The organism is Exiguobacterium sp. SH3S1, from assembly GCF_004337105.1.
GTDB classification, from domain to species: domain Bacteria; phylum Bacillota; class Bacilli; order Exiguobacteriales; family Exiguobacteriaceae; genus Exiguobacterium; species Exiguobacterium aurantiacum_A.
On the sequence record NZ_SJUW01000003.1, the window covers coordinates 164388 to 188996 of the forward strand.

Annotated in this window: 24 protein-coding genes and 1 pseudogene; 18 read left to right on the forward strand and 7 right to left on the reverse strand. The window is 54.9% G+C overall.

Features of this window, described 5'->3' with window-relative positions:
• The first annotated feature begins 16 nt into the window (after nt 1-16).
• The 5 genes from EVJ26_RS05280 (at nt 17) to amyS (ending at nt 4874) form a co-directional block, all read left to right on the forward strand.
• The gene (locus tag EVJ26_RS05280; protein ID WP_236634098.1) at nt 17-1057 is read left to right on the forward strand and encodes an ion channel; all 1041 of its coding nucleotides are present in this window, start codon (nt 17-19) and stop codon (nt 1055-1057) included.
• The gene (locus EVJ26_RS05285; RefSeq protein WP_131469980.1) at nt 1057-2184 is read left to right on the forward strand and encodes a YfbR-like 5'-deoxynucleotidase; all 1128 of its coding nucleotides are present in this window, start codon (nt 1057-1059) and stop codon (nt 2182-2184) included. Before EVJ26_RS05280 ends, EVJ26_RS05285 begins: the two co-directional genes overlap by 1 nt.
• A gap of 116 nt (nt 2185-2300) precedes the next feature.
• Entirely contained in the window at nt 2301-2633 is a 333-nt protein-coding gene (locus EVJ26_RS05290) for a PadR family transcriptional regulator (protein WP_131458776.1), read from the forward strand.
• A complete protein-coding gene (locus EVJ26_RS05295; protein ID WP_131458777.1) occupies nt 2630-3157 on the forward strand; it encodes a DUF2812 domain-containing protein in 528 nt (175 codons plus the stop codon). Before EVJ26_RS05290 ends, EVJ26_RS05295 begins: the two co-directional genes overlap by 4 nt.
• Nucleotides 3158-3329: 172 nt before the next feature.
• A complete protein-coding gene (gene amyS, locus EVJ26_RS05300) occupies nt 3330-4874 on the forward strand; it encodes an alpha-amylase (protein WP_131469982.1) in 1545 nt (514 codons plus the stop codon).
• 50 nt (nt 4875-4924) lie between these two features.
• Here amyS and EVJ26_RS05305 read toward each other — a convergent pair.
• Nucleotides 4925-5239, reverse strand: a pseudogene (locus tag EVJ26_RS05305) (VanZ family protein); the annotation flags it as partial.
• 69 nt (nt 5240-5308) lie between these two features.
• Between EVJ26_RS05305 and EVJ26_RS05310 the strand changes: the two are divergent.
• Nucleotides 5309-5464 (forward strand): transposase, encoded by a 156-nt coding sequence (locus EVJ26_RS05310; protein WP_131458780.1) that lies wholly within the window; start codon nt 5309-5311, stop codon nt 5462-5464.
• A gap of 253 nt (nt 5465-5717) precedes the next feature.
• On the forward strand, nt 5718-6734 hold the full coding sequence (gene desA / locus EVJ26_RS05315; RefSeq protein ID WP_070328262.1) for a Delta(5) desaturase DesA: 1017 nt from the start codon (nt 5718-5720) through the stop codon (nt 6732-6734).
• A gap of 49 nt (nt 6735-6783) precedes the next feature.
• On the opposite strand, the gene EVJ26_RS05320 is transcribed toward desA, so the two are convergent.
• On the reverse strand, nt 6784-7614 hold the full coding sequence (locus tag EVJ26_RS05320) for a lipoate--protein ligase family protein (protein WP_131458781.1): 831 nt from the start codon (nt 7612-7614) through the stop codon (nt 6784-6786).
• 17 nt (nt 7615-7631) lie between these two features.
• The gene (gene lipA / locus EVJ26_RS05325) at nt 7632-8549 is read right to left on the reverse strand and encodes a lipoyl synthase (protein ID WP_131469990.1); all 918 of its coding nucleotides are present in this window, start codon (nt 8547-8549) and stop codon (nt 7632-7634) included.
• A gap of 304 nt (nt 8550-8853) precedes the next feature.
• Between lipA and EVJ26_RS05330 the strand changes: the two genes are divergently transcribed.
• A complete protein-coding gene (locus EVJ26_RS05330) occupies nt 8854-10803 on the forward strand; it encodes a glycoside hydrolase family 3 protein (protein ID WP_131469992.1) in 1950 nt (649 codons plus the stop codon).
• Nucleotides 10804-10848: 45 nt separating this feature from the next.
• Here the strand turns inward: EVJ26_RS05330 and EVJ26_RS05335 are convergent, their stop codons facing one another.
• Together EVJ26_RS05335 and EVJ26_RS05340 are read right to left on the reverse strand one after the other, a co-directional pair.
• Nucleotides 10849-11694: a DegV family protein gene (locus EVJ26_RS05335; protein ID WP_131458784.1), complete on the reverse strand. Its 846-nt coding sequence runs from the start codon at nt 11692-11694 to the stop codon at nt 10849-10851.
• A 7-nt stretch (nt 11695-11701) separates the two neighbouring features.
• Nucleotides 11702-12544, reverse strand: coding sequence for a lipoate--protein ligase family protein (locus EVJ26_RS05340; protein ID WP_131458785.1), 843 nt, complete (start codon nt 12542-12544; stop codon nt 11702-11704).
• Between the two features lie 107 nt (nt 12545-12651).
• Between EVJ26_RS05340 and EVJ26_RS05345 the strand changes: the two genes are divergently transcribed.
• Together EVJ26_RS05345 and EVJ26_RS05350 are read left to right on the forward strand one after the other, a co-directional pair.
• Nucleotides 12652-13947, forward strand: coding sequence for an HD domain-containing protein (locus tag EVJ26_RS05345; RefSeq protein WP_131469994.1), 1296 nt, complete (start codon nt 12652-12654; stop codon nt 13945-13947).
• Between the two features lie 24 nt (nt 13948-13971).
• On the forward strand, nt 13972-15558 hold the full coding sequence (locus EVJ26_RS05350) for a Na/Pi cotransporter family protein (RefSeq protein WP_131469996.1): 1587 nt from the start codon (nt 13972-13974) through the stop codon (nt 15556-15558).
• A gap of 42 nt (nt 15559-15600) precedes the next feature.
• Here the strand turns inward: EVJ26_RS05350 and EVJ26_RS05355 are convergent, their stop codons facing one another.
• Both EVJ26_RS05355 and EVJ26_RS05360 read right to left on the reverse strand, forming a co-directional pair.
• Complete coding sequence (locus EVJ26_RS05355) at nt 15601-15789, reverse strand: 2-hydroxymuconate tautomerase (protein WP_131469998.1); 189 nt, start codon at nt 15787-15789, stop codon at nt 15601-15603.
• Between the two features lie 66 nt (nt 15790-15855).
• On the reverse strand, nt 15856-16635 hold the full coding sequence (locus EVJ26_RS05360) for a VLRF1 family aeRF1-type release factor (RefSeq protein ID WP_131457764.1): 780 nt from the start codon (nt 16633-16635) through the stop codon (nt 15856-15858).
• A 156-nt stretch (nt 16636-16791) separates the two neighbouring features.
• Between EVJ26_RS05360 and ypfJ the strand changes: the two genes are divergently transcribed.
• The 8 genes from ypfJ to EVJ26_RS05400 all read left to right on the forward strand — a co-directional run bounded on the left by ypfJ (nt 16792) and on the right by EVJ26_RS05400 (nt 24570).
• Nucleotides 16792-17646, forward strand: a complete 855-nt coding sequence (gene ypfJ, locus EVJ26_RS05365; protein WP_131457763.1) for a KPN_02809 family neutral zinc metallopeptidase — start codon at nt 16792-16794, stop codon at nt 17644-17646.
• A gap of 114 nt (nt 17647-17760) precedes the next feature.
• Nucleotides 17761-18609: a MurR/RpiR family transcriptional regulator gene (locus EVJ26_RS05370; RefSeq protein WP_070328251.1), complete on the forward strand. Its 849-nt coding sequence runs from the start codon at nt 17761-17763 to the stop codon at nt 18607-18609.
• Nucleotides 18606-19064: a GNAT family N-acetyltransferase gene (locus tag EVJ26_RS05375; RefSeq protein WP_131468483.1), complete on the forward strand. Its 459-nt coding sequence runs from the start codon at nt 18606-18608 to the stop codon at nt 19062-19064. Before EVJ26_RS05370 ends, EVJ26_RS05375 begins: the two co-directional genes overlap by 4 nt.
• 139 nt (nt 19065-19203) lie before the next feature.
• Nucleotides 19204-20097, forward strand: a complete 894-nt coding sequence (gene murQ, locus EVJ26_RS05380) for an N-acetylmuramic acid 6-phosphate etherase (protein WP_131457761.1) — start codon at nt 19204-19206, stop codon at nt 20095-20097.
• Between the two features lie 13 nt (nt 20098-20110).
• Nucleotides 20111-21484: a PTS transporter subunit EIIC gene (locus tag EVJ26_RS05385; protein ID WP_131457760.1), complete on the forward strand. Its 1374-nt coding sequence runs from the start codon at nt 20111-20113 to the stop codon at nt 21482-21484.
• Nucleotides 21485-21537: 53 nt separating this feature from the next.
• Complete coding sequence (locus tag EVJ26_RS05390; RefSeq protein WP_131470000.1) at nt 21538-22590, forward strand: DUF871 domain-containing protein; 1053 nt, start codon at nt 21538-21540, stop codon at nt 22588-22590.
• Nucleotides 22591-22647: 57 nt separating this feature from the next.
• Nucleotides 22648-23151: a YwhD family protein gene (locus EVJ26_RS05395; protein WP_131470002.1), complete on the forward strand. Its 504-nt coding sequence runs from the start codon at nt 22648-22650 to the stop codon at nt 23149-23151.
• A gap of 156 nt (nt 23152-23307) precedes the next feature.
• Complete coding sequence (locus EVJ26_RS05400; protein WP_131457758.1) at nt 23308-24570, forward strand: dicarboxylate/amino acid:cation symporter; 1263 nt, start codon at nt 23308-23310, stop codon at nt 24568-24570.
• The last annotated feature ends 39 nt before the right edge of the window (nt 24571-24609 follow it).

Sequence of the window (24609 nt, forward strand, 5' to 3'; positions counted from 1 at the left end):
ATATAGGAGAAAGGGAGTGATTTCAGTGCATATCTTTTTTCGAGTGTGGCGCGGGTTATCGAAATTATCGTTTCTGAACGTCGTGTTGGCATCGCTCGTCATTATTTTGACCGGTACCGTCCTCGGCTACTGGCTCGAGCCGGAGACGTTCCCGTCGATGTTCGATTCGTTCTGGTGGACGATGACGACGCTGACGACGGTCGGTTATGGTGATTTCTTCCCGTCAACGGTTGCCGGGCGTTGGCTCGGCATTTTCCTGTTCCTGTTCGGGATCGGGATTATCGGGGCTTTGATCGGAAAACTCGTTGAGGTCGGTGCGACGTTTCAACGTTTAAAACGGGAGGGAAAGCTAGTGTATCGAGGAGAAGGGCATTACGTCTATATCGGTTGGTCGCCGAAGACGAAGAAAGCGATCGACGAGGTGCTCAGCTATGAGCCGAAGGCGGAGATCGTCTTGATCGACCAATTGAAAGAAGAACCGTACGATCATGACAACGTCCATTTCGTCCACGGTGACCCGTCCGATGAGGCGGTGCTCCTGCAGGCGAACATTTTGAAAGCACGCCGGGTCGCCATCTTCGCGGATGCGCGGATCAGCGAGACGTTGCTCGCCGACGGGAAGTCGCTATTGATCGCGTCAGCCGTCGAGGCGCTGTCGTCGGAACGAAATGTTGACCTACATACGGTCGTCGAAGTATGCGAAGAGCGGAACATTTCAAAGTTCAAACACGTGCGCATCGACGACTTTATATTGGCGAACGATTCGGTGTCGCTCCTCATGGCGAAAGCGACGTTACAGCCGGGCACGACATCGATTTTCCGGCAACTGCTCAGCAAGCAGTCCGGTGGCAACATTCAAGCGCTCGCGCCGAGACCCGAGTGGGCGACGGTCCGGGACGCTGTCGAAAACTTGTTGCGCCAGGGCGTCACGTTGATTGCCGTCAACGACCGTCTCGATTTCGCGACGGCGCTCGACACAACGCTTGAGCCGAACGACACGCTCTACATCGTCTGTCATGACGATGCGTGGGAACGTCTAAAGCAAGGAGGAATTTGATGCATAACGGAACGTTTATCCGCAAGATGACACGTATGCAAAACGTGCAACGATGGGACGAATACGCGCCGCACTATCACGATAACGCGGCGAGCCATAGCTTCCGTGTCGCCGTCTTCAGTTTGATCGCGGCCTATTATGAAGAGAACAATGGACAGGACGTCAACTTGCTCGATGTGCTCGGCAAGGCGCTGTTCCACGATATGAACGAGGTGCAGACCGGCCCGATCATGCACCGGACGAAAAAAGAGCCGACGCTCAAAGAACATATCGAACGGATGGAACGGACGGCGAGCCTTGGGTTAGTCGACTTGTTGTCACAGTCGCTCCGGCCGCACTTTTATCGTTTTCTCGTCGAGGCGGAGGATGATTCGTTCGAAGGCCGGATTGTCGACGGGATCGATTCGTTCGATGCGATGCTGTTCGTGCGGCGTGAAGTCGCACACGGATCGCCACACTTCGTCGAGAAGCTCAAAGAGATGAAGGCGGTGCTCCGCAACCATCCGCTCGAGTCAGTCCGCTGGCTCTATGAGCAAGTCGAAACGGAGACGGACGTCGCGACGTTCATCGAGAACGTCATGCGGATGGATAGCGTGCGGCGCTGGAAAGGCCGTTTTAACACGATTGACGACAACGACGCCATCCACGGTTTCCGGGCGGCGGCGCTCGGTCTGTTCAGCGGCTTGCTCGAGCGTGAGAAGTACGGGGTCGAGGTCGACGTCGCCGAACTGACGGCGCGCTTGCTCTGTCACGACCTCGTCGAAGGCGTGACCGGGGACGTGCTCGGTCCGGTGAAGCACTCGACGGCCGAGACCGGTGCTGCGTTCGAGGCGTATGAACGGGCCGAGAGCGAGGCGTTATTGTCACTCCTCCCGGAATACATGCAACCAGCGTTCCGGCGCTATATGGCCGATTCGAAAGATGCAACGTACGAAGGGTCGCTCGTCGATATGATGGACAAGCTCGATGCGTTGATCAAGATGAACATGGAGCGGAAGATGAACGGGGCCGAGTATGAAGTCACGTACCGGGAACAGCTCCGGAAAGTCCAGTCGCGCTATGAGAACCCGAGTATGATTTTCTTCCTCGCCTACATTTTGCACGATCTCGATTATGTCACGAGCTAAACGAGTCGCAGACGACCTGTCTGCGGCTTTTTTTATATCATTCATTGACATATATCATTCAACGATATATATTAGGAGTAAGAAGTATATCGATGAATGATATAGGAGGCGAGACGATGCCACGGAACGATACGATCGGGCTCGGGGAGTTGACCGACAGCACATTTTACATCTTGCTCGCGCTGACCGAGCCAAGACACGGGTATTTGATCATGCAGTTCGTCGAAGAGTTGACGAACGGGCGGGTGCAGATCGGTCCGGCGTCGATGTACACGATCATCAAAAAACTCGTGAACGCGTCGCTGATCGAACCGCTCGACGGGGACGGCAAGAAGAAGAGTTACATCATCACGGACATCGGGCGCGAGTTGTTACACGAAGACGTGAAACGACGCCAAGCGATGGTCGACGACGCACGTTTCATTTTGGAAGGGGAGGACCACAGATGAACCGAAAATATATGGCGAGTTGGGGCCTCGCGTTCGCTGAAGAGCGTGAGATGGAGAAGTTGGGACGAATGGCCGCGAAGGGCTGGCATTTAGAGAAGTTCGCACCGCTCGGCTATACGCTCGTCGAAGGGGAACCGGCGGACGTCCAGTATAGTCTTGATTATCGTAAACGACCGGACGAGGATTATTTCGAGCTGTTCCGCGCGAGCGGCTGGGAACACGTCACGTCAAGCGGGGACGAGATTCACGTGTTCAAAGGTAGTCCGGACGCGCGACCGATTTACTCGGATCGTGAGACGACACACGAGAAATATGCACAAGTCGAAGGGCAGATGGGGAAAGTCGCGCTGGCACTGCTCATCTTATGGGTCGGGCTGTTTATATTGCTTGAACTGGATTGGTCGGGACTCGTCGAGACGGGACTGGTGATGATCCAGTTGCTCGTCACGATCGGACTCGTCTTCACAGGTCTCCCGTATTTAGGCTATCTCGTGAAGCGAAAACGGCTCGATCGCAAAGGATGACTAGGCGGATGGCACAAGCCATCCGTTTTTGTTTTGGTCAACTGAACTATTCAAGAAAAAAATAGTTAGGTGCAGAGAACTGTTTTTCGGAAATCCTCTGTTCAACTAAAGTGGAATCGTTCATGATGATTAATGAAAGCGCTTGCATATAATTCGATAGGAGGAAAAACGCATGGTTAAGAGACGAAACGCAGTAGCGGTGACAGCTGGCGTCACGGCGATTGCGCTGCTTGCCGGGCAACCGGTCGCGCAAGCAGCGACACCACAAAACGGAACGATGATGCAGTATTTTGAATGGTACGTCCCGAACGACGGCTTGCATTGGAATCGGTTATCGAACGACTCGCAGAACCTGAAAGATATCGGAGTGACGACGGTGTGGATCCCGCCAGCGTATAAAGGGACGTCGCAAAACGATGTCGGCTACGGGGCGTACGACTTGTATGACCTCGGTGAGTTCAACCAAAAAGGGACCGTCCGGACGAAGTACGGCACGAAAGCGCAGCTCCAATCGGCGATCTCGAACTTGCGTGGTAAAGGTATCGGCGTCTACGGCGATGTCGTCATGAACCATAAGGGCGGCGCCGACTACACCGAGTCCGTCCAAGCGATCGAAGTGAATCCGTCGAACCGTAACCAAGAGACGTCAGGGGAATACGGCATCTCGGCCTGGACCGGCTTCAACTTCGCGGGCCGCAACAATACATACTCGCCGTTCAAATGGCGCTGGTATCACTTTGACGGGACCGACTGGGATCAGTCACGCAGCTTGAGCCGGATCTACAAGTTCAAGAGTACGGGCAAGGCGTGGGACACGGACGTCTCGAATGAGAATGGCAACTACGACTATCTCATGTATGCCGACGTCGACTTCGAGCATCCGGAAGTCCGCCAAGAGATGAAAAACTGGGGCAAATGGTACGCCGACTCGCTCGGACTCGACGGGTTCCGCTTGGACGCGGTCAAGCATATTAGTCACGCGTATTTGCGTGAGTGGGTGACGAGCGTCCGGCAGACGACCGGCAAACAGATGTTCACCGTCGCCGAGTATTGGAAGAACGACCTCGGCGCCATCAACGATTATCTCGCGAAGACCGGTTACACGCACTCTGTCTTCGATGTGCCGCTGCACTATAACTTCCAGGCGGCTGGCAACGGCGGCGGGTTTTACGATATGCGCAACATCTTGAAAGGCACCGTCACCGAGCAGCATCCGACGCTCGCCGTGACGATCGTCGACAACCATGACTCACAACCTGGGCAGTCGCTCGAGTCGACGGTCGCCAACTGGTTCAAACCGCTCGCCTATGCGACGATCATGACGCGCAGCCAAGGTTATCCGACACTCTTCTACGGAGACTACTACGGCACGCAAGGGACGACGAACCGGGAGATCCCGAACATGTCGGCGTCGCTCCGACCGATCATGAAAGCGCGTAAAGACTTCGCCTACGGGACACAGCACGACTATCTCGATCATCAAGACGTCGTCGGTTGGACACGCGAAGGCGTGAGTGACCGGGCCAAGTCGGGTCTCGCGACGATTCTGTCTGACGGTCCGGGCGGCTCGAAATGGATGTACGTCGGCAAGCAGAACGCCGGTGAAGTGTGGAAAGATATGACGAACAACAACACCCGTCTCGTCACGATCAATAGCGACGGCTGGGGGCAGTTCTTCGTCAACGGAGGTTCAGTGTCGATTTACACTCAACAATAACGATTTCGAACAGAGGGACGCCATCCGTAATGGATGATGCCCCTCTGTTTTCATGTTTGCAGTAGACGTTGCACGAGCTTCGTATGCCACATCCCGTATCCAATCAAATTCAACATGAAATCATCGATATCAAAACTGCCGCGTCGCGTGACGAGCTGGATGAGTTCGAGGCTGAATAATAGCACCGTCATGAATCCGACGAACTTGCCGATTCGATCCACCGATTTTATAAACAGCGGCACATAGATTCCCATCGGCAAGAATAGCAATACGTTACCGCCTAGATTTTTGATTGGGATGTCCGCTTTCAAGCTTCCGCTGTTGATTGCTTGAATGTACAAGCTGATTGTTTCGAACGGGACAAGGGTAACAAACGAAAGTTCGCCATTCCTTCAGGTTCGTCGGCCCCTTGTGCGGGTATCGGATGATAAAGGATGATGATCACGACACCGACCGCCATGGAGGGGAACAACCAACACCACGACGTCTTCCACAAGCTGACGAGACGCATCGTTGACGAGAACCAAGTCATTATCGTGGAGACGCTGAAGTCGATTCAGGACGCCGGATGGGGCGAGCTTGGTCCATAACCGTGGCTAACAAGAGCGCGGTGTTCCCAAGCAGCGCCGACTTCAGGTTGCGCTTCAATTAAGTGGTGAGTAGTTCACAAGCGTATACTTTTCTAGTGTAATACATGGTATAATTACCTGGTATTAGTTTAGGTGGGGAAAATAATCATATGGATACTATGAATTCACCTTCACGCACGTCGGTTGTCGGTTTCATTTCATATCATCAATTTAGAAGCGTCGTGAACGCTGTCGAATTCAAGGAGGCTCACATATGAGTAAAGAAAAGATCGCCCAGCTACGTAAACACGTCTCACCTTTTGAAAAGGCAGACGTCAAAGTCAGTGTCCGGCAGATGATCAACACGATCCTGCCGTTCCTCGTCGCCTGGTTCCTCGCGTACCAAGCGCTCGAAGTGTCGGTGTGGCTCACGATCCCGCTCGCGATCATCGCAGCCGGGTTCGTCGTCCGCATGTTTATCATCTTCCATGATTGTACGCACGGTTCGTTCTTCAAAAACAAGAAAGCGAACGCCGTCGTCGGAACGATCATGGGTGTGTTGACGCTGTTCCCGTACGAGAAGTGGAAGCGGGAGCATTCGATCCACCACGCGTCGAGCGGTAACCTCGATAAGCGCGGTGTCGGTGACATTTGGGTCATGACGATCGAGGAATATGTCGAGGCCTCGAAATGGACGCGTCTTCAGTACCGCCTCTATCGCAACCCGCTCGTCATGTTCGGTATCGGACCGTTGTTCTTGATTCTCGTCACGAGCCGGTTTAACCGCAAGGACGCTCGCAAAAAAGAGCGGATGAACACGCATGTCATCAATCTCTCGCTCGTCGTGCTGTACAGTCTGATGATTTATTTGGTCGGCTGGCAGGCGTTCTTGATTATTCAAGGGACGACGATGTTCACGGCCGGTGTCCTCGGGATTTGGCTGTTTTACGTCCAACATACGTTCGAAGACTCGTATTTTGAAGATGAGAGCGAATGGGATTACGTCAAAGCGGCGATCGAAGGCAGTTCGTATTACGAGTTGCCGAAAGTGTTGCAGTGGGTGACAGGCAATATCGGCTTCCACCACGTCCACCACTTGAGCCCGCGCGTGCCGAACTATAATCTCGAAAAAGCGCATACGGCGACGCCGCCGCTACAAAAAGCGACGACGATCGGATTGTTCTCTAGTTTAAAATCGCTTCGTTACAAATTGTACGATGCGAACAATATGACGTTCGTCACGTTCCGCGACATTAAGCATCTGTTGCGTGACCCGAAGACGACTTTATAAAAAATGTCCCGCTGAAGCGCTTCAGCGGGACATTTTTGGTTCACATATTTTAGCGTTTCCAGACCCAGTCGTCACTCTCATACTTTTCAACTAAACGCGCAATCTCATCTCGTTGCGTCGCCGTGAACACGAGCGGCTCGAACGTCAGTTGAAACGCGTCGCGGAACCCGTCCTCGAACGCCACGGCGACTTCGTCAAACGTCACGAAGCGGCCGAGCGTCTCGTTCAAAGCGACCGCTTTGCTGCTGAACCGTGCTTTCGCGTATACTTTCTCGTCTGCTTCCATATTGAAGCAGTCGAACAAGACGTCATCATCGATCGACAGTGGGATCGATCCGTGCTGCAAGACCGCCCCTTGGTGCCGGACTTGAGCGCTGCCCGCCACTTTACGGCCGTCGACGGCGAGTTCGTAGTAAGAAGCGGCGTCGAAACAGACGGCCGACTTCGGTTTCCGCAATACTTCGCGGTCTTCTTCGGTCAACGGTACCGAGAATTCGGCCGGGACACCGAGCGCTCGGTAGCCGCGGCGGACGCCTTCGGTCAACAGGCGATAGCTCTCGATGACGTTCGTCGGGAGTGTCGGCGTCGTTTCGGGCAAGATGACGCTATACGTCAATTCGTCGGCGTGTAAGACGGCCCGGCCCCCAGTCAAGCGACGGACGACGGGGATGCCGTTCGCTGCTAGCGCTTCACGGTCAAGGTCACGCGTCGCCCGTTGGAACCGCCCGACGCTGATCGCGTGCGGGGCCCATGAATAGAAGCGGAGCGTCGGCTTCAGTTCGCCGCGGGCGACCCAACCCGCGACCGCTTCATCGATTGCCATGTTTTCAGCCGGAGCGAGTGATTGTGTCGTTAAAATGTGCCATGTTGTATCAGTCATCGTGTCTCTTCTTTCTCTCAATCGATTGGCAACATCGTATGGCGACGTGCCTTATGGACTTGTTCGTCGGCGTGATATGACGAGCGGACGAGCGGACCGGCCTCGCAATGTGAGAAGCCTTTTGACAAGGCGATTTTTTTCAACTCGGCAAACTCGTCCGGGTGGTAGTAGCGCTCGACGTCGAGGTGCTTCTTTGTCGGCTGCAAGTATTGACCGAGCGTCAAGATATCGACGTCATGGGCCCGAAGGTCGTCCATCGCTTGAATCAATTCTTCTCGTGTCTCGCCAAGACCGAGCATGATCGACGACTTCGTCGGGATGTCCGGATTCAATTCTTTGGAACGTTTTAGGAATTCAAGGGTGCGATCGTACGTTGCTTTGGCCCGGACTCGCGGCGTCAAGCGGCGCACCGTCTCCAAGTTATGGTTCATGATGTCCGGCTCTGCGTCGATCAACGTCTGGAGTGCCGAGAAGTCGCCCATCATGTCGGATGGTAATACTTCGATCGATGTTTCTGGGTTCAACGCGCGCACGGCGCGGACCGTCTCGGCGAACACGGTCGCTCCATAGTCGTTCAAGTCGTCGCGGGCGACGGCGGTGATGACGACGTGTTTCAAGTTCATGAGCCGAACCGACTCGGCGACGCGTTTTGGCTCTTCCCAGTCGAGTTCGTTCGGTTTACCGGTCGTGACCGCGCAGAAGCGGCACGCCCGTGTACAGATGCTCCCGAGAATCATGAACGTCGCCGTGCGGCGGATGGCCCAACATTCATGGATGTTCGGGCATTTCGCCTCCTCGCACACCGTGTTCAAATTCTTCTCCCGCATCATCTTTTTAAGGCCGGTATACGTCTCGTTCGTATTCAATTTGATTTTCAGCCATTCTGGCTTTCGTTTCAGTTCTCCTCTTGCCACTTCGGATTCCCCCTTTATCATGTCAACCCCTAACGAAATGAGTTTACCAAAAAACAAATGAAAATCGAACCACTCAAATTATTGGCTTTGCCAATACAGGTGGAACGTGTTCCAAGACAGGTCAAATGTTTCAAAATGGTTACGCTTTCATCAAAGTCATTGTTTCCCATTTTTTGAATTGCTATACTGACGTTGACCACCTGAATAATGACCATATGTAACTGATTCGATCAGGCGTGGGGTGAACGAGCGTTGGTGAGGCAACGCTTATTCCTCCATGCCTTTTCGTTTGTGGTCGGGGGAACTTTCAAAAAGGAGTGAAAACATGAACAAAGTACTGAACTGGACAGCAACACTCGGATTGACGACAGCGTTACTCGGCTCGTCCGTCCCGATGGCAAGCGCGATCGTGGCAGAAGAGACACCGGCGCCATCGATTGAGACACGAGTGAACGCGCAACTCGAGGCGATGACGCTTGAACAGAAACTCGGACAAATGATCATGCCAGACTTCCGACTTTGGAACGGGGCGAATCATACGGCACTCGCGCCAGATGTGGCGCGGGTCATCGACCGGTTTGACCTTGGAGGCGTCATCTTGTTCGCGGAAAACGTGACCGAGACCGAACAGACGACGAAACTCGTCCACGACCTGCAAGAAGTCGTCAAGCAAGACGACAGCAACGACATCCCGCTCTTCATCACGATCGACCAAGAAGGCGGGATCGTGACCCGGCTCGGGACCGGCACGAACTTACCGGGGAACATGGCGCTTGGGGCGACGCGGAGCAGCCAATACGCATATGATGCGGGGAACATCATCGGGTCAGAGTTGAACGCGCTCGGGGTGAACGTCAACTTCGGTCCGGTCTTAGACGTCAACAACAACCCGGGCAACCCGGTCATCGGGGTCCGCTCGTTCTCGAGTGACCCGGAACTCGTCGGTGAACTCGGCTCGGCGCTGACGCAAGGGATTCAAGACCAAGGCGTTGCCGCGACGGCGAAACATTTCCCGGGACACGGCGACACGGCCGTCGACTCGCACTACGGCTTGCCGATCGTCGATAAGTCACTTGAAGACTTGCGCGGGCTCGAGCTGTTGCCGTTCAAGCGGGCCATCACGGAAGGCATCGATATGATCATGACGGCCCATATCGGGATGCCACAAATCGAGGATGAGGTCGTCAACTCACCGCGCGGCACGTTCCCGCTCCCGGCGACGCTCTCTGACGACGTCATCACCGGCGTCTTGCGTGACGAGATGGGCTATGACGGCATCGTCATCACGGACGCCCTCAACATGAAGGCGATCACGGACAACTTCACCGAAGCCGAGGCGGTCATCAAGACGTTTGAGGCGGGCGTCGATATCGCCCTCATGCCAACGATTTTACGGTCGAACGCGGACGTCGTGAAACTTGAGACGATCTTTGAAGACGTCATGGCGGCTGTCGAGAGCGGCCGTTTGCCAGAAGCGAAGATCGATGAAGCGGTCGAACGGATCTTGAAGCTGAAAGCGGAACGCGGCATCTGGAGCGAGTCAATGGATACGACGACGCTCGAGGCGAAACTCGAGGAAGCAAAGGCGGTCGTCGGTAGTGCCGAGCATAAAGCGACAGAACGTGAGATTGCCGAAGCGGCCGTCACGCTCGTGAAGAACGACGACAAGACACTTCCGTTCAAACCGAAAAAAGGGGAGACGGTGCTCGTCATCTCGCCAGCAAAAGATCAGACCGACAGCATGGTCAAGACGATCAAATCGCTTAAAAAGAACGCGGGCAACATGAAGCAAGTGAACGTCATCACGGCGAACTATACGGCGTCGACACCGCACCTTGACCAAAACCCAGATTTAAAACAAAAAGTCGAGGCGGCCGACTACATCATCGTCGGCTCGAACGTCAATAGCAGCGCCAAGCTGAAATCGATCTCGGCCGATAATTACGTACCGGCAGAAGTGTTCCGCTATGCCAACGAGACGGGCAAGAAATCGGTGTTGCTCAGCCTTCGTAACCCGTACGATGTGGCCGTCCAACCGGATGCGCCGGCCCAGCTGCTCATCTATGGCTTCAAAGGTGACCCGAACGGACCGGACTCTGAAGCAGGTAACGGCAAGTCGGCTGGACCAAACCTCCCGGCTGGTATTCGCGCCATTTTTGGTGAAGTCAAACCAGGAGGCAAGCTCCCGGTCGACGTCCCGACGTTTGAGAACGGTATGTTCGATGACGAACTCCACCTCGAATTCGGTGACGGCTTCCGTAACTGGAATAACTAAAAACAGCGAGCGCCCTTGAGGGTGCTCGCTGCTTTTAGTTTAATTTCACGCCTCGAAGTAACTGACGACAAGGAGTCCAGGCCCCGTGTGCGCGCCGATCGCCGAACCGACGATCGTCTTCGTCACGCTGGCCGGATTCATCTGTTCAAGTAGCAATGCTTCCAACTGATCGGCTTTGGCCGGGTCGTCCCCGTGGCCGATAAAGATGTGATGTCCTTCGATGAGCGGTTTCGACTCGGTCATCCACTCGACGATGCGCCGCATCATTTTTTTATGACCGCGAATCTTCTCGATCGGGACGAGCTTACCATCTCGGACAGTGAGCAGCGGTAAAATCGTCAACAAGTCCCCGATGAACGCGCTCGCTCTCGAGACGCGGCCACCGCGCATCAAGTACTCGAGCGATTCGACGGTGAACAAGTGGCGGATCTTCCCGACGAGCGACTCGGCGTAGGCGGACGTCTCCTCGTACGAGTGGTCTTGGCCGTATTCGGCGACCGTTCGGACGAACAACCCTTGTCCGACCGACGCGGTCCGCGTGTCGAGAATATGGAACGTGCTGTTCGGGTATTCTTCTTTAAGCAAGTTCCCGACCATGACTGCCGTCTGATATGTACCGGACAGTTCGCCTGAGAAGGCGAGGTAAAGGAACGGGATCTCGGACTCGAGATGTTGGCGGAAACAGCGCTCAATCCGGGCCGCCTCGATTTGGAACGTCTTCGGCGTCTTGCCGACACGCATCGCGTCATATACTTCTTTCGGCTGAATCGTCTCTCCGTCTAAAAACTCTTCGTTGTCGATGATGACCCCGAGCGGTAACATCTCGAGGCCGTATTCGACGATCTGGTCTTGCGTCAAATCAGCACCGGTATCGGTTATGATTTTGAACATGGTTGGATCACTCCTCTAGTAGTTGGTGTTCAATGTCGCGGATCGGTTCGTTTCGTTGCCACATGCGGTCGAGCTGAACGACGAGCGTCGCTTGTTCGTCCGTGTCGAGCGTTGCCGGGACGAGTCGGCTCGTCTCCCCGAGCACGTCATAGGCGCGGCGGAGCACATCCTCGACGGTGAGCGGGATGTGAAGCAAGTCTTCGAGCGACGCCATCGTCTCCGGGACGATCGCCGGGTACGTGAATCGTGTCGCTTCGCCTTGGATGGCACGGTCGTAAAAGTCACGGATGAGGGCGGCACGAGCGCTTCCGCTCTTGCGGACGCTCAAATAAATTTGGACGGCGACACCGCCACGAACGCGTCGCTGCGAGATGCCGGCGAACTTTTTACCGTCAATCGATAGATCGAAGCTACCCGGGCAGTACGAACCGACGATTTCGCCAGCGACGATTTTGTCCGTCACGTCTTTGAACATATGTTGAATGAGCGACGTCATCGCCTCATAGCCGCTATCGATTTGAATGCCGTCATTCTCGGGTAGAATAAGAGATAGGTTCAATACATCTTCGTCGAGGACGACCGCAAGTCCTCCTGAGTTACGGATGACGGGACGATAGCCATGTTCGTGCAACAGTCGAATCCCGTCGCGCAGATGAGGCAGCCGCGCGTCTTGAATCCCGAGCACGACTGTGTTCAGATGGACCCAGGCCCGAAAGACGGCGCCTTGGTGTTTCGTCGACGCGCACAGCGTATCGTCCGTCGCGAATGATTGCTCGGCTTGAAACGCCGCACCGAGCGATGATTGGTCGATCAGGCGGTAAGTCGGTTGCCGTAAAAGTGGATGGATCATATGCATAATTCCTTTTCAAAAAATAATGTCTTCCTCATTATAGCATGGAGGGAACGACTCGGAAGAAGTCGAATCAGTACAATACATAAAACGCAGGGGGCACCAACATGTACACATCACGAGGTCAGCTATCTGGGTCAAAAGTGTTTAAAGACCCGGTCCATCGCTATATATACGTCTACGATCATCTCATTTGGGAGTTGATCAACACGAAAGAGTTTCAACGGTTACGTCGGATCAAACAGCTCGGGACGTCGTTTTTGACGTTCCATGGGGCTGAACACACCCGATTCCACCACTCGCTCGGCGTCTATGAGATTTCCCGGCAGTTGATCGACCAGTTCCGCGACTATCCGGAATGGGACGACCGCAACCGGGAGCTGTTGCTCGCGGCGGCACTGTTGCACGACGTCGGGCACGGCCCGTTCTCGCACGCGTTCGAGCACGTCTTCTCGGTCCGCCATGAAATCTGGACGGAACGGATCATCTTAGGGGACACGGAAGTGAATAAAGTCCTCTCCGAGATGGGCGTCGGGTTCCCGGAAGAAGTCGCGGCCATCATCAACAAGACGCACCCGAACCGGCTGATCGTCAACATGCTCAGCTCACAGCTCGACGTCGACCGGATGGACTATTTACTTCGCGACGCCCATTTCGCCGGCGTCAGTTACGGAAAGTTCGATCTCGAGCGGATGCTGCGTGTGTTGCGGCCGGACGAAGATCAAATCGTCGTCAAACAGTCGGGGATGCATACGATCGAAGACTATATCATGCGGCGCTATCAAATGTATTGGCAAGTCTATCTGCATCCGGCGACGCGTTCGAGTGACTTGCTATTAAAAGCCGTGCTCGAGCGGGCCCAAGAACTGCATGAATCGGGCTATGTGTTTGCGATGACACCGAAGCATTTCTTGCCGATCTTCAACCATGACGAGATGACGCTCGAACACTATCTGAAGCTCGACGAGACGATCGTCTACTTCTATTTTCAAGAATGGATGGACGAGGCCGACCCGATTTTGGCCGACCTGGCGAGCCGTTTCGTCAATCGACGCCTGTTAAAGTATAAAAACTTCCCGGAAGCGAACCGCGTCCGCTATATGGACCGGTTACGGTCGACGATGGAAGCGATCGGGTTGCCGACGCGCTATTATTTGCTCGAGGACCAGCTCAGCCAGCTGCCGTATGATCTATATAAAGGGCACGGTACGTACGAAGGGATTTACCTGCAGATGAACGACGGCGACCGTCGCGAAATTTCAGAGGTGTCGATGCTCGTCCAATCGATTTTGAATTCGCGACAGTCGGACGAGAAAATCTATTACCCTGAGGACGTACTGTTGAACTTGAAAGACCACGCTTCAGAAAAATCATGGATGTTGTCAACGTTACGCGGCGATTGAATCGCTTGAAAAGGATGTGACACCATGGGGATTGGGACGCTCATCGGCGGAATCGGCATCTTTTTGTTAGGGATGATGCTGTTGACCGATACGTTGAAAAGCTTGGCCGGGGAAAGACTGCGAGAGCGGTTGAACCGCCTGGCGGAAGGACCGGTGGCAGGGGCGTTTCTCGGTGCGACGATGACGGCGTTGTTCCAGTCCTCGACTGTGACGACGCTCATGACGATCAGTTTCGTCAGCGCAGGGCTGTTGACGTTCACGCAGGCGCTCACGCTCGTCATCGGGGCGAACGCTGGTAGTGCGACGACGGGATGGATCGTAGCGCTCCTCGGCTACAACGTCGACATTCGGGAGCTCTTACTGCCGCTCATCGGCGTCGGGATGGCGCTCCGCTTGATCGGACGACGGGTCAAGCGGATTGGGATGTTGCTCGTCGGTCTCGGACTTGTTTTTGTCGGCATCGGAACACTCCAAGAAGCGATGCGGGAAGTCGTCACGTTCTCGTTTTCGGGCTGGGACACCGACACACCGCTTCATCAATTAGCCTTGCTCGGCACGGGCCTGTTCATGACCGTCGTCTTGCAATCGTCGAGCATCGGTCTCGTCTTGACGATGACGGCGCTCGCGACCGACACGGTGACGCTCGCGCAGGCTGCATTCCTCGTACTCGGGCAGAGTGCCGGAACGAGTCTCGTCGTCGCGCTCGGCTCGCTCGGAGGATGGAAATCAGCGCGGCGTATCGTGCTCGGACACGTACTCGTTCACAGTTCGATTTTGTTGATTGGCTGGCTGACGTTCCCGCTCTTGTTTGGTGTCGTCAATCGCGTGGCCGACTGGCTGGATTGGAATGAGCTATTGCGGCTCGCGTTGTTCCATACGTCGTTTCACTTGCTCGGCGTGTTGACGTTTCTGCCGTTTCACGAAGCGTTCAGCCGACGGTTGCTCAAATGGGTGCCGAGTCGGTCTGAAAAACTGATCCGCTTTCTCGACCCGAACATGTCGCGTATCCCGACGGTCGCACTCGAAGCGGCAAGACGTTCGTTGATTGAGATCGAGCGCTACCTCGGAAACGAGACGAAACTGTTATTGACGGAAGCGCGCAAGCGGGAGGACGAGTTGCAGCTCGTCGAGAAGACGCTCGGTGACGTCCGGGTATTTTTGAGCACGATTCAATTGGAAGAAGGGCAGGGCCGCAACGACTACGGACAACACTTGTCACTGCTCCATACGATCGACCATTTGGAGCGCTGGCTGTTCGTCCTGCGCGAAGTCGATCCCGTCGACGCCCTCCGCGACACCGACTTTTTAGTCGCACGTCAGCTCGTCTTGCATGAGCTCGAGCTTGTCGATGCCCTCAACCATCACACGCCGCCGGAAGATTCGAAACAATGGAAGACGGCGTCGAAGCAACTTGCCGAGTACCGGAAAGCGCATCGGGCCGAGATGTTAGAGGAGACGGCGGCGAACCAGCTTGAAATGGAGCAGACGATTCGCAAAGTTCAAGCGCTCCTTTGGCTCGACCGGCTTGGTTATCACGTCTGGCGGGCGACGCGACACTTGATCAAGCCGACCGTTCCGAGCGAGCGGTTCGAAGTGAACTTAGAAGACTGAAAAAACACCCGCGCGTCCAACTGGATGCGCGGGTGCCTGGCGTTATTTTTTGTCGGCGTGCATGACACCGGCTTGACCGTAGTGCGTCGCATCCATCTCTTCGATGAAGACGGTGATGTTCTCTTTCGGTGCGTTCGTCGTCTCTGAGACGGCGTCCGTCACTTTCTCGATCAAGGCACGTTTCTGGTCAACGGTACGGCCCGGGAGCATTTTTACGGTAACGTATGGCATATCATTTCCTCCTTTTCTAGTTCTCTTCTATTTTAGAGAATCACTAGTCGAGAGGAAAGCGAAAAATCAATGGAATGCAGCTTCGATGATGTGAGGTACACTCGATTTCGACAAATTTTTGTGCACGACGCGCTCTGGTTTCGTCCGCAACTCGTCACGGAACGAGTTGGAAAGCTCGGCTTCTCCGATGACGACAAGCGCTTCCCAGTCGTGTGCACCTTTCATCTGTTCGACGGTTTGGGCGAGGTCACGGTAGAACCGACCGAGATTTTCGGCAAGTCGACGATCGAATTTATCGACTTGCGAGCTGCTCGACGCCATACGGTCACCCGAAGCCGTCCCTTCAAACCGAACCCACTCCTCGGTCTCAGGGTCGAACGCGAATTCGAACGTCGCATCGATGTGCCCGAGTGAGGTGTCGAGTACCGTCACGTGGTCGAGGTTCGTCAAAATAATACCGGTGGACGGAAATTTTTGTTGTAACGCCTCGAGTGGTTCAAGTACTGGCTTCGTTTCCCAGTGGAACGACGTCTCGACATCATGTTGAAGGTAGTATGTTTCAAATAAATCGTTTTCTTCCGAAGCAAAAATGATTAAGCTTCGCGCCAAGTCGTTCCGATGTTTGCCGAGCTCTTGATCGACTTGCTTACGTACTTTTTTGAAGTTCTTCAGTTGCGTCTCGTCACTGGACGCCTCTAAATATTCACCGATTCGCTTCAAACCGTTCTTCAAGTGGATTGACCAGTCGCCTTGCTGGTTAGGTCCTGTATTAAGGTAGACCGATAGCACACACTTGTCCTTGCATTCAATCTGACGCAATTGTTTCAAGTCGCTTGCTAATCCCATCTTAATTCCTCCCTAAAGTAAACGTTCTATTAACCTGTTTCCTACTTGGTTAGTACTCAAACACCGAATACGATGGGAAAATGTGAAAAAGTAGGTGCGAAACGAGATGAATCCGGGTAAGTAACAAGACAGACTAGCAGTAGGAGGAACAATCGTATGAAATGGAAAGGCAGACAGGCGAGTCGGAATGTCGAAGACCGACGGGGGCGAAGTGTTGGGGGGAAAGGGATTGCGGGAATCGGAGGCGGTCTTGGCCTCATTTTAGTCATCGTCTTCACGCTTTTGAACGGGGGTAACCCGGGAGACATCGTCAACAATATCGGAATCGGTGAGCCGCAGTCTTCTGAGACGTATCAAGGCTCGGCGCGGGAAGAAGAGATGGCGGACTTTGTCTCGGTTGTCCTGCGTGACACCGAAGAAGTGTGGACCGACATCTTTGCCGAGAACGGGTTGACGTATCGGGAACCGACGCTCGTCCTCTACTCAGGACAAGTCGAGTCGGCATGTGGGATTGCTGGCTCTGCGGTCGGACCGTTTTATTGCCCAGGTGATCAGAAACTGTACATCGATTTGAGTTTCTATGACGAACTCAGTCAGCGCTTCAACGCGCCGGGTGACTTCGCGATGGCGTACGTCGTCGCCCATGAGGTCGGACACCACGTGCAGACGTTGCTCGGTACGACCGACGAGATCATGCCGCTTCGCAACGACATGAGCGAGACCGAGTTCAACACGTACTTGGTACGGTTCGAACTTCAAGCCGACTACTATGCCGGTGTTTGGGCGCATCACGCCCAAGGCATGGGCTATTTAGAGGCGGGTGATGTCGAAGAGGCGATGAACGCGGCGCATCAAATCGGTGACGATACGCTACAAAAACAAGCGCGTGGCTACGTCACGCCGGACTCGTTCACGCACGGGACGTCGGAACAGCGGAAACGGTGGTTTGATAAAGGTTTTCAAAATGGAACAATCCAAGGCGGCGACACGTTCAATACAAAAAACTTGTAAGTCTCACCTACAGGTTGAGCGCGAGCTCAGCCTTTTTCGTGTCCAAGTTGGAATGTAGGGAAAGAATCCGCTATCATTAAATACAGCAACTAGTAGCAGGAAGGGGATGACCTGATGGAATCCTTACTGAAAAAAATCGAGCTCGCCCAAGGCGAGATGACGTCCGTCGAAAAGAAAATCGCGGACTACATCTTGACCCATTCGACGCTCGTCCCGAATATGACGACGAAAGAACTCGCCCAAAAGACCGACGTGTCAGAGGCGAGCATCGTCCGCTTCGCGCGCGTCGTCGGGATCGACAGCTTCAAATCGTTCAAGCTCGCCCTCGTCAAAGACTTGGCGATCACAGAGACGATGCTGACTGACTTTAACGTCCTCCAACAGAAGGACACGCCGTACGACTCGTTCCAAAAAGTCATCCACGTGAACAAGATGGCCATCGAGGCATGTGCCGAGGCGATGGACAAACGCGAACTCGAACACGCGATCGATACGTTCGCTCGCGCGAACCGGGTCATCTTCTACGGAGTCGGCGGGTCATCGACGGCCGCCTATGACGCGCAGTACAAGTTCACGAAACTCGGCTACGCCGCTCTGACGTCGCAAGACTTTCACTACATGCTGTCGCTCATCCCACATCTCGGGCCGACCGACGTCTTCGTCGCGATCAGCACGTCGGGCCGGACGAAAGACGTGCTCGAGCTCGTCCGGTTCGCCAAGAAAAAAGGCGTCACCGTCGTCGCCATCACCGACCTCGACAAGTCGCCGCTTTACCGCGAGGCGGACGTCCGTCTGTGCACACCGACCGTCGAACGAGATTACCGGATCGCGAGCATCGCCTCACGGATGACACAATTGACGATTATCGACACGCTCTACATGGGTCTGTTGCACCGAAAAGGCGAAGGGCTGATCGATCGTTACGCCGAGGCGCGCGACGAGATGGTGAAGCTGCGCCGATGATTCGCCGATATGAAGCGTCAGACCGCGAACGAGTGGCAGCTTTCCTCATGACACAACAAGCGTTCGCCGCATTGAACGCTCAGACGCTCGAAGTGTTCCGCGATGAGAATTTGGCTGACTTCGAGGAGACAGGTACGGTCAGCCTCGTCGTGGAGGACGACGGGGCGATCGTGGCGATGGCGGATTTGTTGAGGCGTCACCCGATCGACGGCTCACTTTGGCTCGGCCTGCTCCTCGTCGACGAACAACTTCACGGCACCGGTCTCGCCCAGAAGGTATACGATCAACTCGAGCGGGACCACATGCGTCCGTTCCAGACGACGTTCCGGCTCGGTGTGCTCCCGACGAACGTGCGGGCCCGTCGTTTTTGGGAGCGGCAAGGCTACGTGTATGAGCAAGACTCGGTCACGGGGGATGGTGTCCACGTCCATGTGTTGAAAAAAGACATCGAATGAAGCGAACTCGGTCCTCAAACGGCCGAGTTTTTTTGTTGGCACTCGAGTTGAGTGTTTATGAAATTATAATTCTTTATTTTTTTAAATAAATTTGACTTTTAATTTCAAATTAGTACAATAAAACTAGAGAGAAGAAAGGATGGTGGCGATGTTAGACAAATTGGCTACGGAACGACGGAACGAACGGACGATGCGCCTAGACGACATGACGGTTGAGGAACTGCTCGGCGTGATGAATGAAGAGGACCAGTCGGTGCCTCACGTGATCAAGCAACAGCTTCCGGTCATCGCACAAGTCGTAGAACGAGCGATCACATCGTTTAAACGAGGCGGACGCTTGATCTATATCGGTGCGGGGACGAGTGGACGACTCGGTATTTTAGATGCGGCAGAATGTGTCCCGACGTTCGGCGTGGCAGCGGACATGGTCGTCGGCTTGATTGCCGGGGGTGAACGCGCGCTCGTGAAGGCGGTCGAGGGAGCAGAAGATAGCATGGATTTGGCAATCAACGATTTGAAAGCGCTTCACTTGAGTCCGGACGATACGGTCGTCGGCATCGCCGCGAGCGGCAGGACTCCGTATGTCATCGGCGGACTCGATTACGCGCGTGAAGTCGGTGCGACGACGGCGGCGCTATCCTGCAACAAAGGTTCGAAAATCAGCGACCACGCCGAGTTCAAAATCGAAGTCGAGACGGGACCGGAAGTATTGACCGGATCGACGCGCTTGAAGGCGGGGACGGCCCAGAAACTCGTCCTCAACATGATTTCGACGGCGTCGATGATTGGAGTGGGCAAAGTGTATCAAAACTTGATGGTCGACGTGCAGCCGACGAACGAGAAATTGGAAGTTCGGGCCAAACGGATGATTGCGGAAGCGACAGGGGTCGACGAACAGACGGCCGCGCGTTATTTCGCTTCATCGAACGGCCACGTCAAGACGGCGATCGTCATGATTTTAGCCGACGTCTCTTATGCGGAGGCAGTCGAACGATTACAGCGCGCGAACGGATTCGTCCGCGACGCGATTTAAGGGGGATTACGAGATGAAGAAAGAAGAGGTGTTGGCGCAAGCCATACTCGAGCACGTCGGTGGAAAAGAGAACATCCGCCAACTCGCGCACTGTATGACACGCCTCCGGTTGGCGTTGAAAGACCCAACGAAAGTGAACATCGAGGCGTTGAAAAAAATCGACGGCGTCATGGGCGTCATCGATGACGAGACGCTGCAAATCGTCGTCGGACCGGGGACGGTCAACCGTGTCGCGGATCACTTGAGCCGTGAGACGGGGCTCGCCATCGGGGAAGAGGCAGTCGATGCGAACTTGACGCCTGACGAGCGGGCGGCCATCGAGCGTCAAAAAGTGAAAGATAAACAGAAGTCACCGTTCAAACGTTTCTTGCGTCGCTTAGGGAATATCTTCATCCCGCTCATCCCGGGACTTGTCGCTTCAGGGATCATCAACGGGGCAGCAAACTTTGCCGTCAACGCTGGTGTCGACCGGACCGAGACGTGGATGCAAATTCTGCTTGTGCTCGGGAGCACGGTCTTCGCCTATCTCGCCATCCTCGTCGGGTGGAATACGGCGAAAGAGTTCGGGGGGACGCCAGTGCTCGGAGCGATTGCCGGGGGGATTTTGTTCAACCCGTTACTCGCCGACATCGTCATCTATGGAGAAGCACTCGTCGTCGGAAGGGGTGGGCTGTTCGGTGTCATCTTTGCCGCTTGGCTCATGACGTATATCGAAAAACACGTCCGCCGCTTCATGCCGGTCTCGATTGATATTATCTTTACGCCGCTGCTTACGGTGCTCGTCGTCGGCTTCACGGCGCTCTATGCGATCATGCCGGTCGCAGGCGTGTTGTCAGACGGCATCATGCAAGGACTGAACGCCGTGCTTGAAATCGGCGGACCGGTCGCAGGGGCCGTCCTCGCTGGCTTCTTCTTGCCGCTCGTCATGGTCGGCTTGCATCATGGTTTGACGCCGATTCACCTTGAGTTACTGAACACCGTTGGCAACACGGCGCTCTTGCCGATCCTTGCGATGGCAGGAGCGGGACAAGTCGGGGCCGCGCTTGCGATTTTCGTGAAGACGCGCAACCAACGTCTCCGCAACATCATCAAAGGGGCGATCCCCGTCGGATTCCTCGGCATCGGCGAACCGCTTCTTTATGGGGTCACGCTTCCGCTCGGTCGTCCGTTCTTGACGGCTTGTATGGGAGCCGCGGTCGGCGGTGCGTTCCAAGCGTCGATGCAGACGGCAGCGCTCGGGATCGGGGTCTCGGGTCTCTCGCTCACACCGCTCATCGACAATGGGATGTACTTGACGTATATTGGGGGTCTCGTCATCTCGTATACGGCTGGCTTCATCTTCACGTATTTCTTCGGTTTCAAAGAAGAGATGGCGGATGGGATTTAACAACCAAGGTGGCTCTTTCGAGTCACCTTTTTGAATAGGGAGGGCTGTTTTATATGAGAGGATTATCTGTTTACTTGAGCGAACCGCTGACAGAAGCGTTCACGGTGTGGATGAAACGCATGCGTGAGATCGGTTTCACGTCACTGTTCACATCGCTACATATCCCGGAAGACGATCCATCGGTCTACACGGAGCGGTTGCGTCGACTCGGCACGCTCGCTCGACAGCATGACATGGAACTGTTCGCCGATATCGCCCCGACTTCGCTCGCCGCGCTCGTGAAGACGTGGGACGACGCCCATACGCTCATCGACTGGGGCGTGACCGGCCTCCGCGTCGATTACGGGGTGACCCCGAAACAGGTCGCCGATTTGTCGAAACGGATGACCGTCGCCTTGAACGCGAGCACGTTGACTGCTGAAGAGCTCGACGAGATGAAACGGGAAGGGCTCATGACGGACAATGTCGAAGCATGGCACAACTTCTACCCGCGCCCAGAGACCGGGCTCGACCGGCAATGGTTTGACGAAAAAAATGACTGGTTGAAACGACAAGGGTTGAGCGTGCAGGCGTTCATCCCGGGAGATGGGACGCTCCGCGGACCGCTATACGAACGACTGCCGACGCTTGAAGACCACCGGCAGCTGTCGACGTTCGCCGCTTATTTAGAGTTGACGGGGAGCGTCGACCGCATTTTGATTGGGGACCCGGTACTAGCGGATGCGACGGTTGAACAGTTCGCGTCATACGGGGACGGGATGCTCGTCCTCCGGGCCGAGGCGTATACGACAATCGAGGCGGCGCTCTACCGCGTCCAGACGAACCGGATGGACCCGGCGCGCGACGTCATCCGTTCCGTCGAATCACGGGCGTATGGTCGCCCTGGGGACCGCTTGCTCGAACCGGTTGCGGCGAAACAGCGACCGCTCGGCACGATCACGATTGACAACATGGATTACGGGCGCTATGCTGGCGAAATGCAAGTGACGAAGACAGACCTTCAGGCCGACAAGCGGGTCAACGTGCTCGGACGTGTCATCGAAGCGGATCGTCCGCTCCTTCGTTCGGTTGGACCCGGCACGAAGTTTCGAATCGAGTGGGGCTGACGTTCGCGATTGCCACGTTCCCTCGTCTTTGTGTACAGTAGAGGGGGAGGGAATGCCATGAAAGATATCAACTTTAATATTATCGCTGACGATGCGACGGACGGCCACGGCGGTTTTGGGGTCGGATCGCTCAGTTTGAACAATATGTCGCCCGTCATCATCGACGTCGAGGCAGGTACGGCAGTGATCGACATGGGTGCGATGCACGCCAAGTCGGCGATCGAGAAGCGGATCAAGTTTTTGACCGACCCGGAAGCGGTGCCGAACGGTAAACCGTATTGGATTGTCTGGGTGACGGTCGGACGCAAGCCGGAAGGGTTTTACTACGGCGGGATTGCGGCTTGTGACATGTCGATTGACTTGGAGGCGCGTCGCGGGTATAAATTGCTCCCGTATCACGTCAACCAAATGGACAAGTCGCTCAAAGGACGGATCCTCATCGATATGATGGATGCGCCGTCACGGAGCGTGCTCGCGGAGTTTCTGCAACAGCACCGTCTGGAGATTTGGGACCAGTCGACCGAACTTCATACTGAACTCGCGCGTCTCGCTGCCGAGTGAAAAGATTGGACCGTCACGGTCTCCAATCTTTTTTGTTTTCTTTTGAAGCAACTTGGGAAAATGACCGTGTTATGGCGTGTGTTTCAAGCGGAATTGTAAGAAAATTTAGCATTATGCTATACTAAACGCACTGTGTAAAAAAGAAAGGGTGACACGATGAGTGAAACTAAGAAAATTTTGATTGGCCTCGCCTTAGGGGTCATCGTCGGTCTCGGTCTCGCCGGCCTATCCGGTAACGTCTACGACGTGATCAATACGTACATACTATCCCCAGTTGGGACAGTGTTTTTGAACTTGATTAAAATGTTAGTCGTCCCGATCGTCTTCTTCTCGATCATTCTCGGTGTCATGGGCCTAGGTGACCCGAAAGAGCTCGGGCGCGTCGGGTCGAAGGCGCTTCTATTCTTCTTGACGACGACAGCGCTCGCTATCGTACTCGCGATGGGTGTCGCGTCGGTCATCAAGCCAGGTGAACGCGGCAACTTCGAAACAGCCAATCTAGCATTTGAATCGACAACGACAGAAGAATCGTCGAACATCGTCCAGACGTTCGTCAATATGATTCCGACGAACCCGATTCAAGCGCTCGCTGAAGGGAACATGCTACAGATTATCGTCTTCGCGGCGTTGATCGGGTTTGCGATGATCGCCCTCGGCGAACGTGCCAAGACGTGGCGTCGCTTCGTGAAACAAGGGGACCGCATCATGATGCATCTCATTCACTTGGTCATGAAGCTCGCCCCATACGGTGCCTTCGCGTTGATCGCCTCGGCCATCGGCGGTATCGGGTTTGATGCTGTCGCAGCGATGGCATGGTACATGTTTGCCGTCGTCTTGACGTTGTTCTTACATGCGACCATCGTCTACGGCGGAGCGCTCATCTTGCTTGGCAAGATGAGTCCGGTCTTCTTCTTTAAAAACTTCTATGAAGCGATCACGCTCGCGTTCTCAACGTCGTCTTCAAACGCGACGCTTCCGGTGTCGATGGAACTCGCCCAAACGAAGCTCGGCGTCCCACGTTCGATCTCGTCATTCGTCCAGCCGCTCGGCGCGACAGTCAACATGGACGGAACGGCCATCATGCAAGGGGTCGCGACAATCTTCATCGCTCAAGTGTTCGCCGCTGATTTGACGATCACCGAGCTCGTGACGGTCGTCATCACGGCAGTGCTCGCCTCAATCGGGACGGCTGGTGTGCCGGGTGTCGGGCTCATCATGCTCGCACTCGTCTTACAGTCGGTCAACTTGCCGGTCGAAGGGATCGCCCTCATCATCGGGGTCGACCGTATCCTCGACATGCTCCGTACGTCCGTCAACATCACGGGTGACGCGACATGTGCGGTCGTTGTAGCGAAGCTTGAAGAGAAACACCTTCCACCTGTCGACGAAGACGCGTGGGATGAAGTCGAAGCGAAATAAAACAAAGGCTGACCTCGCGGGGTCAGCCTTTTGAAATGG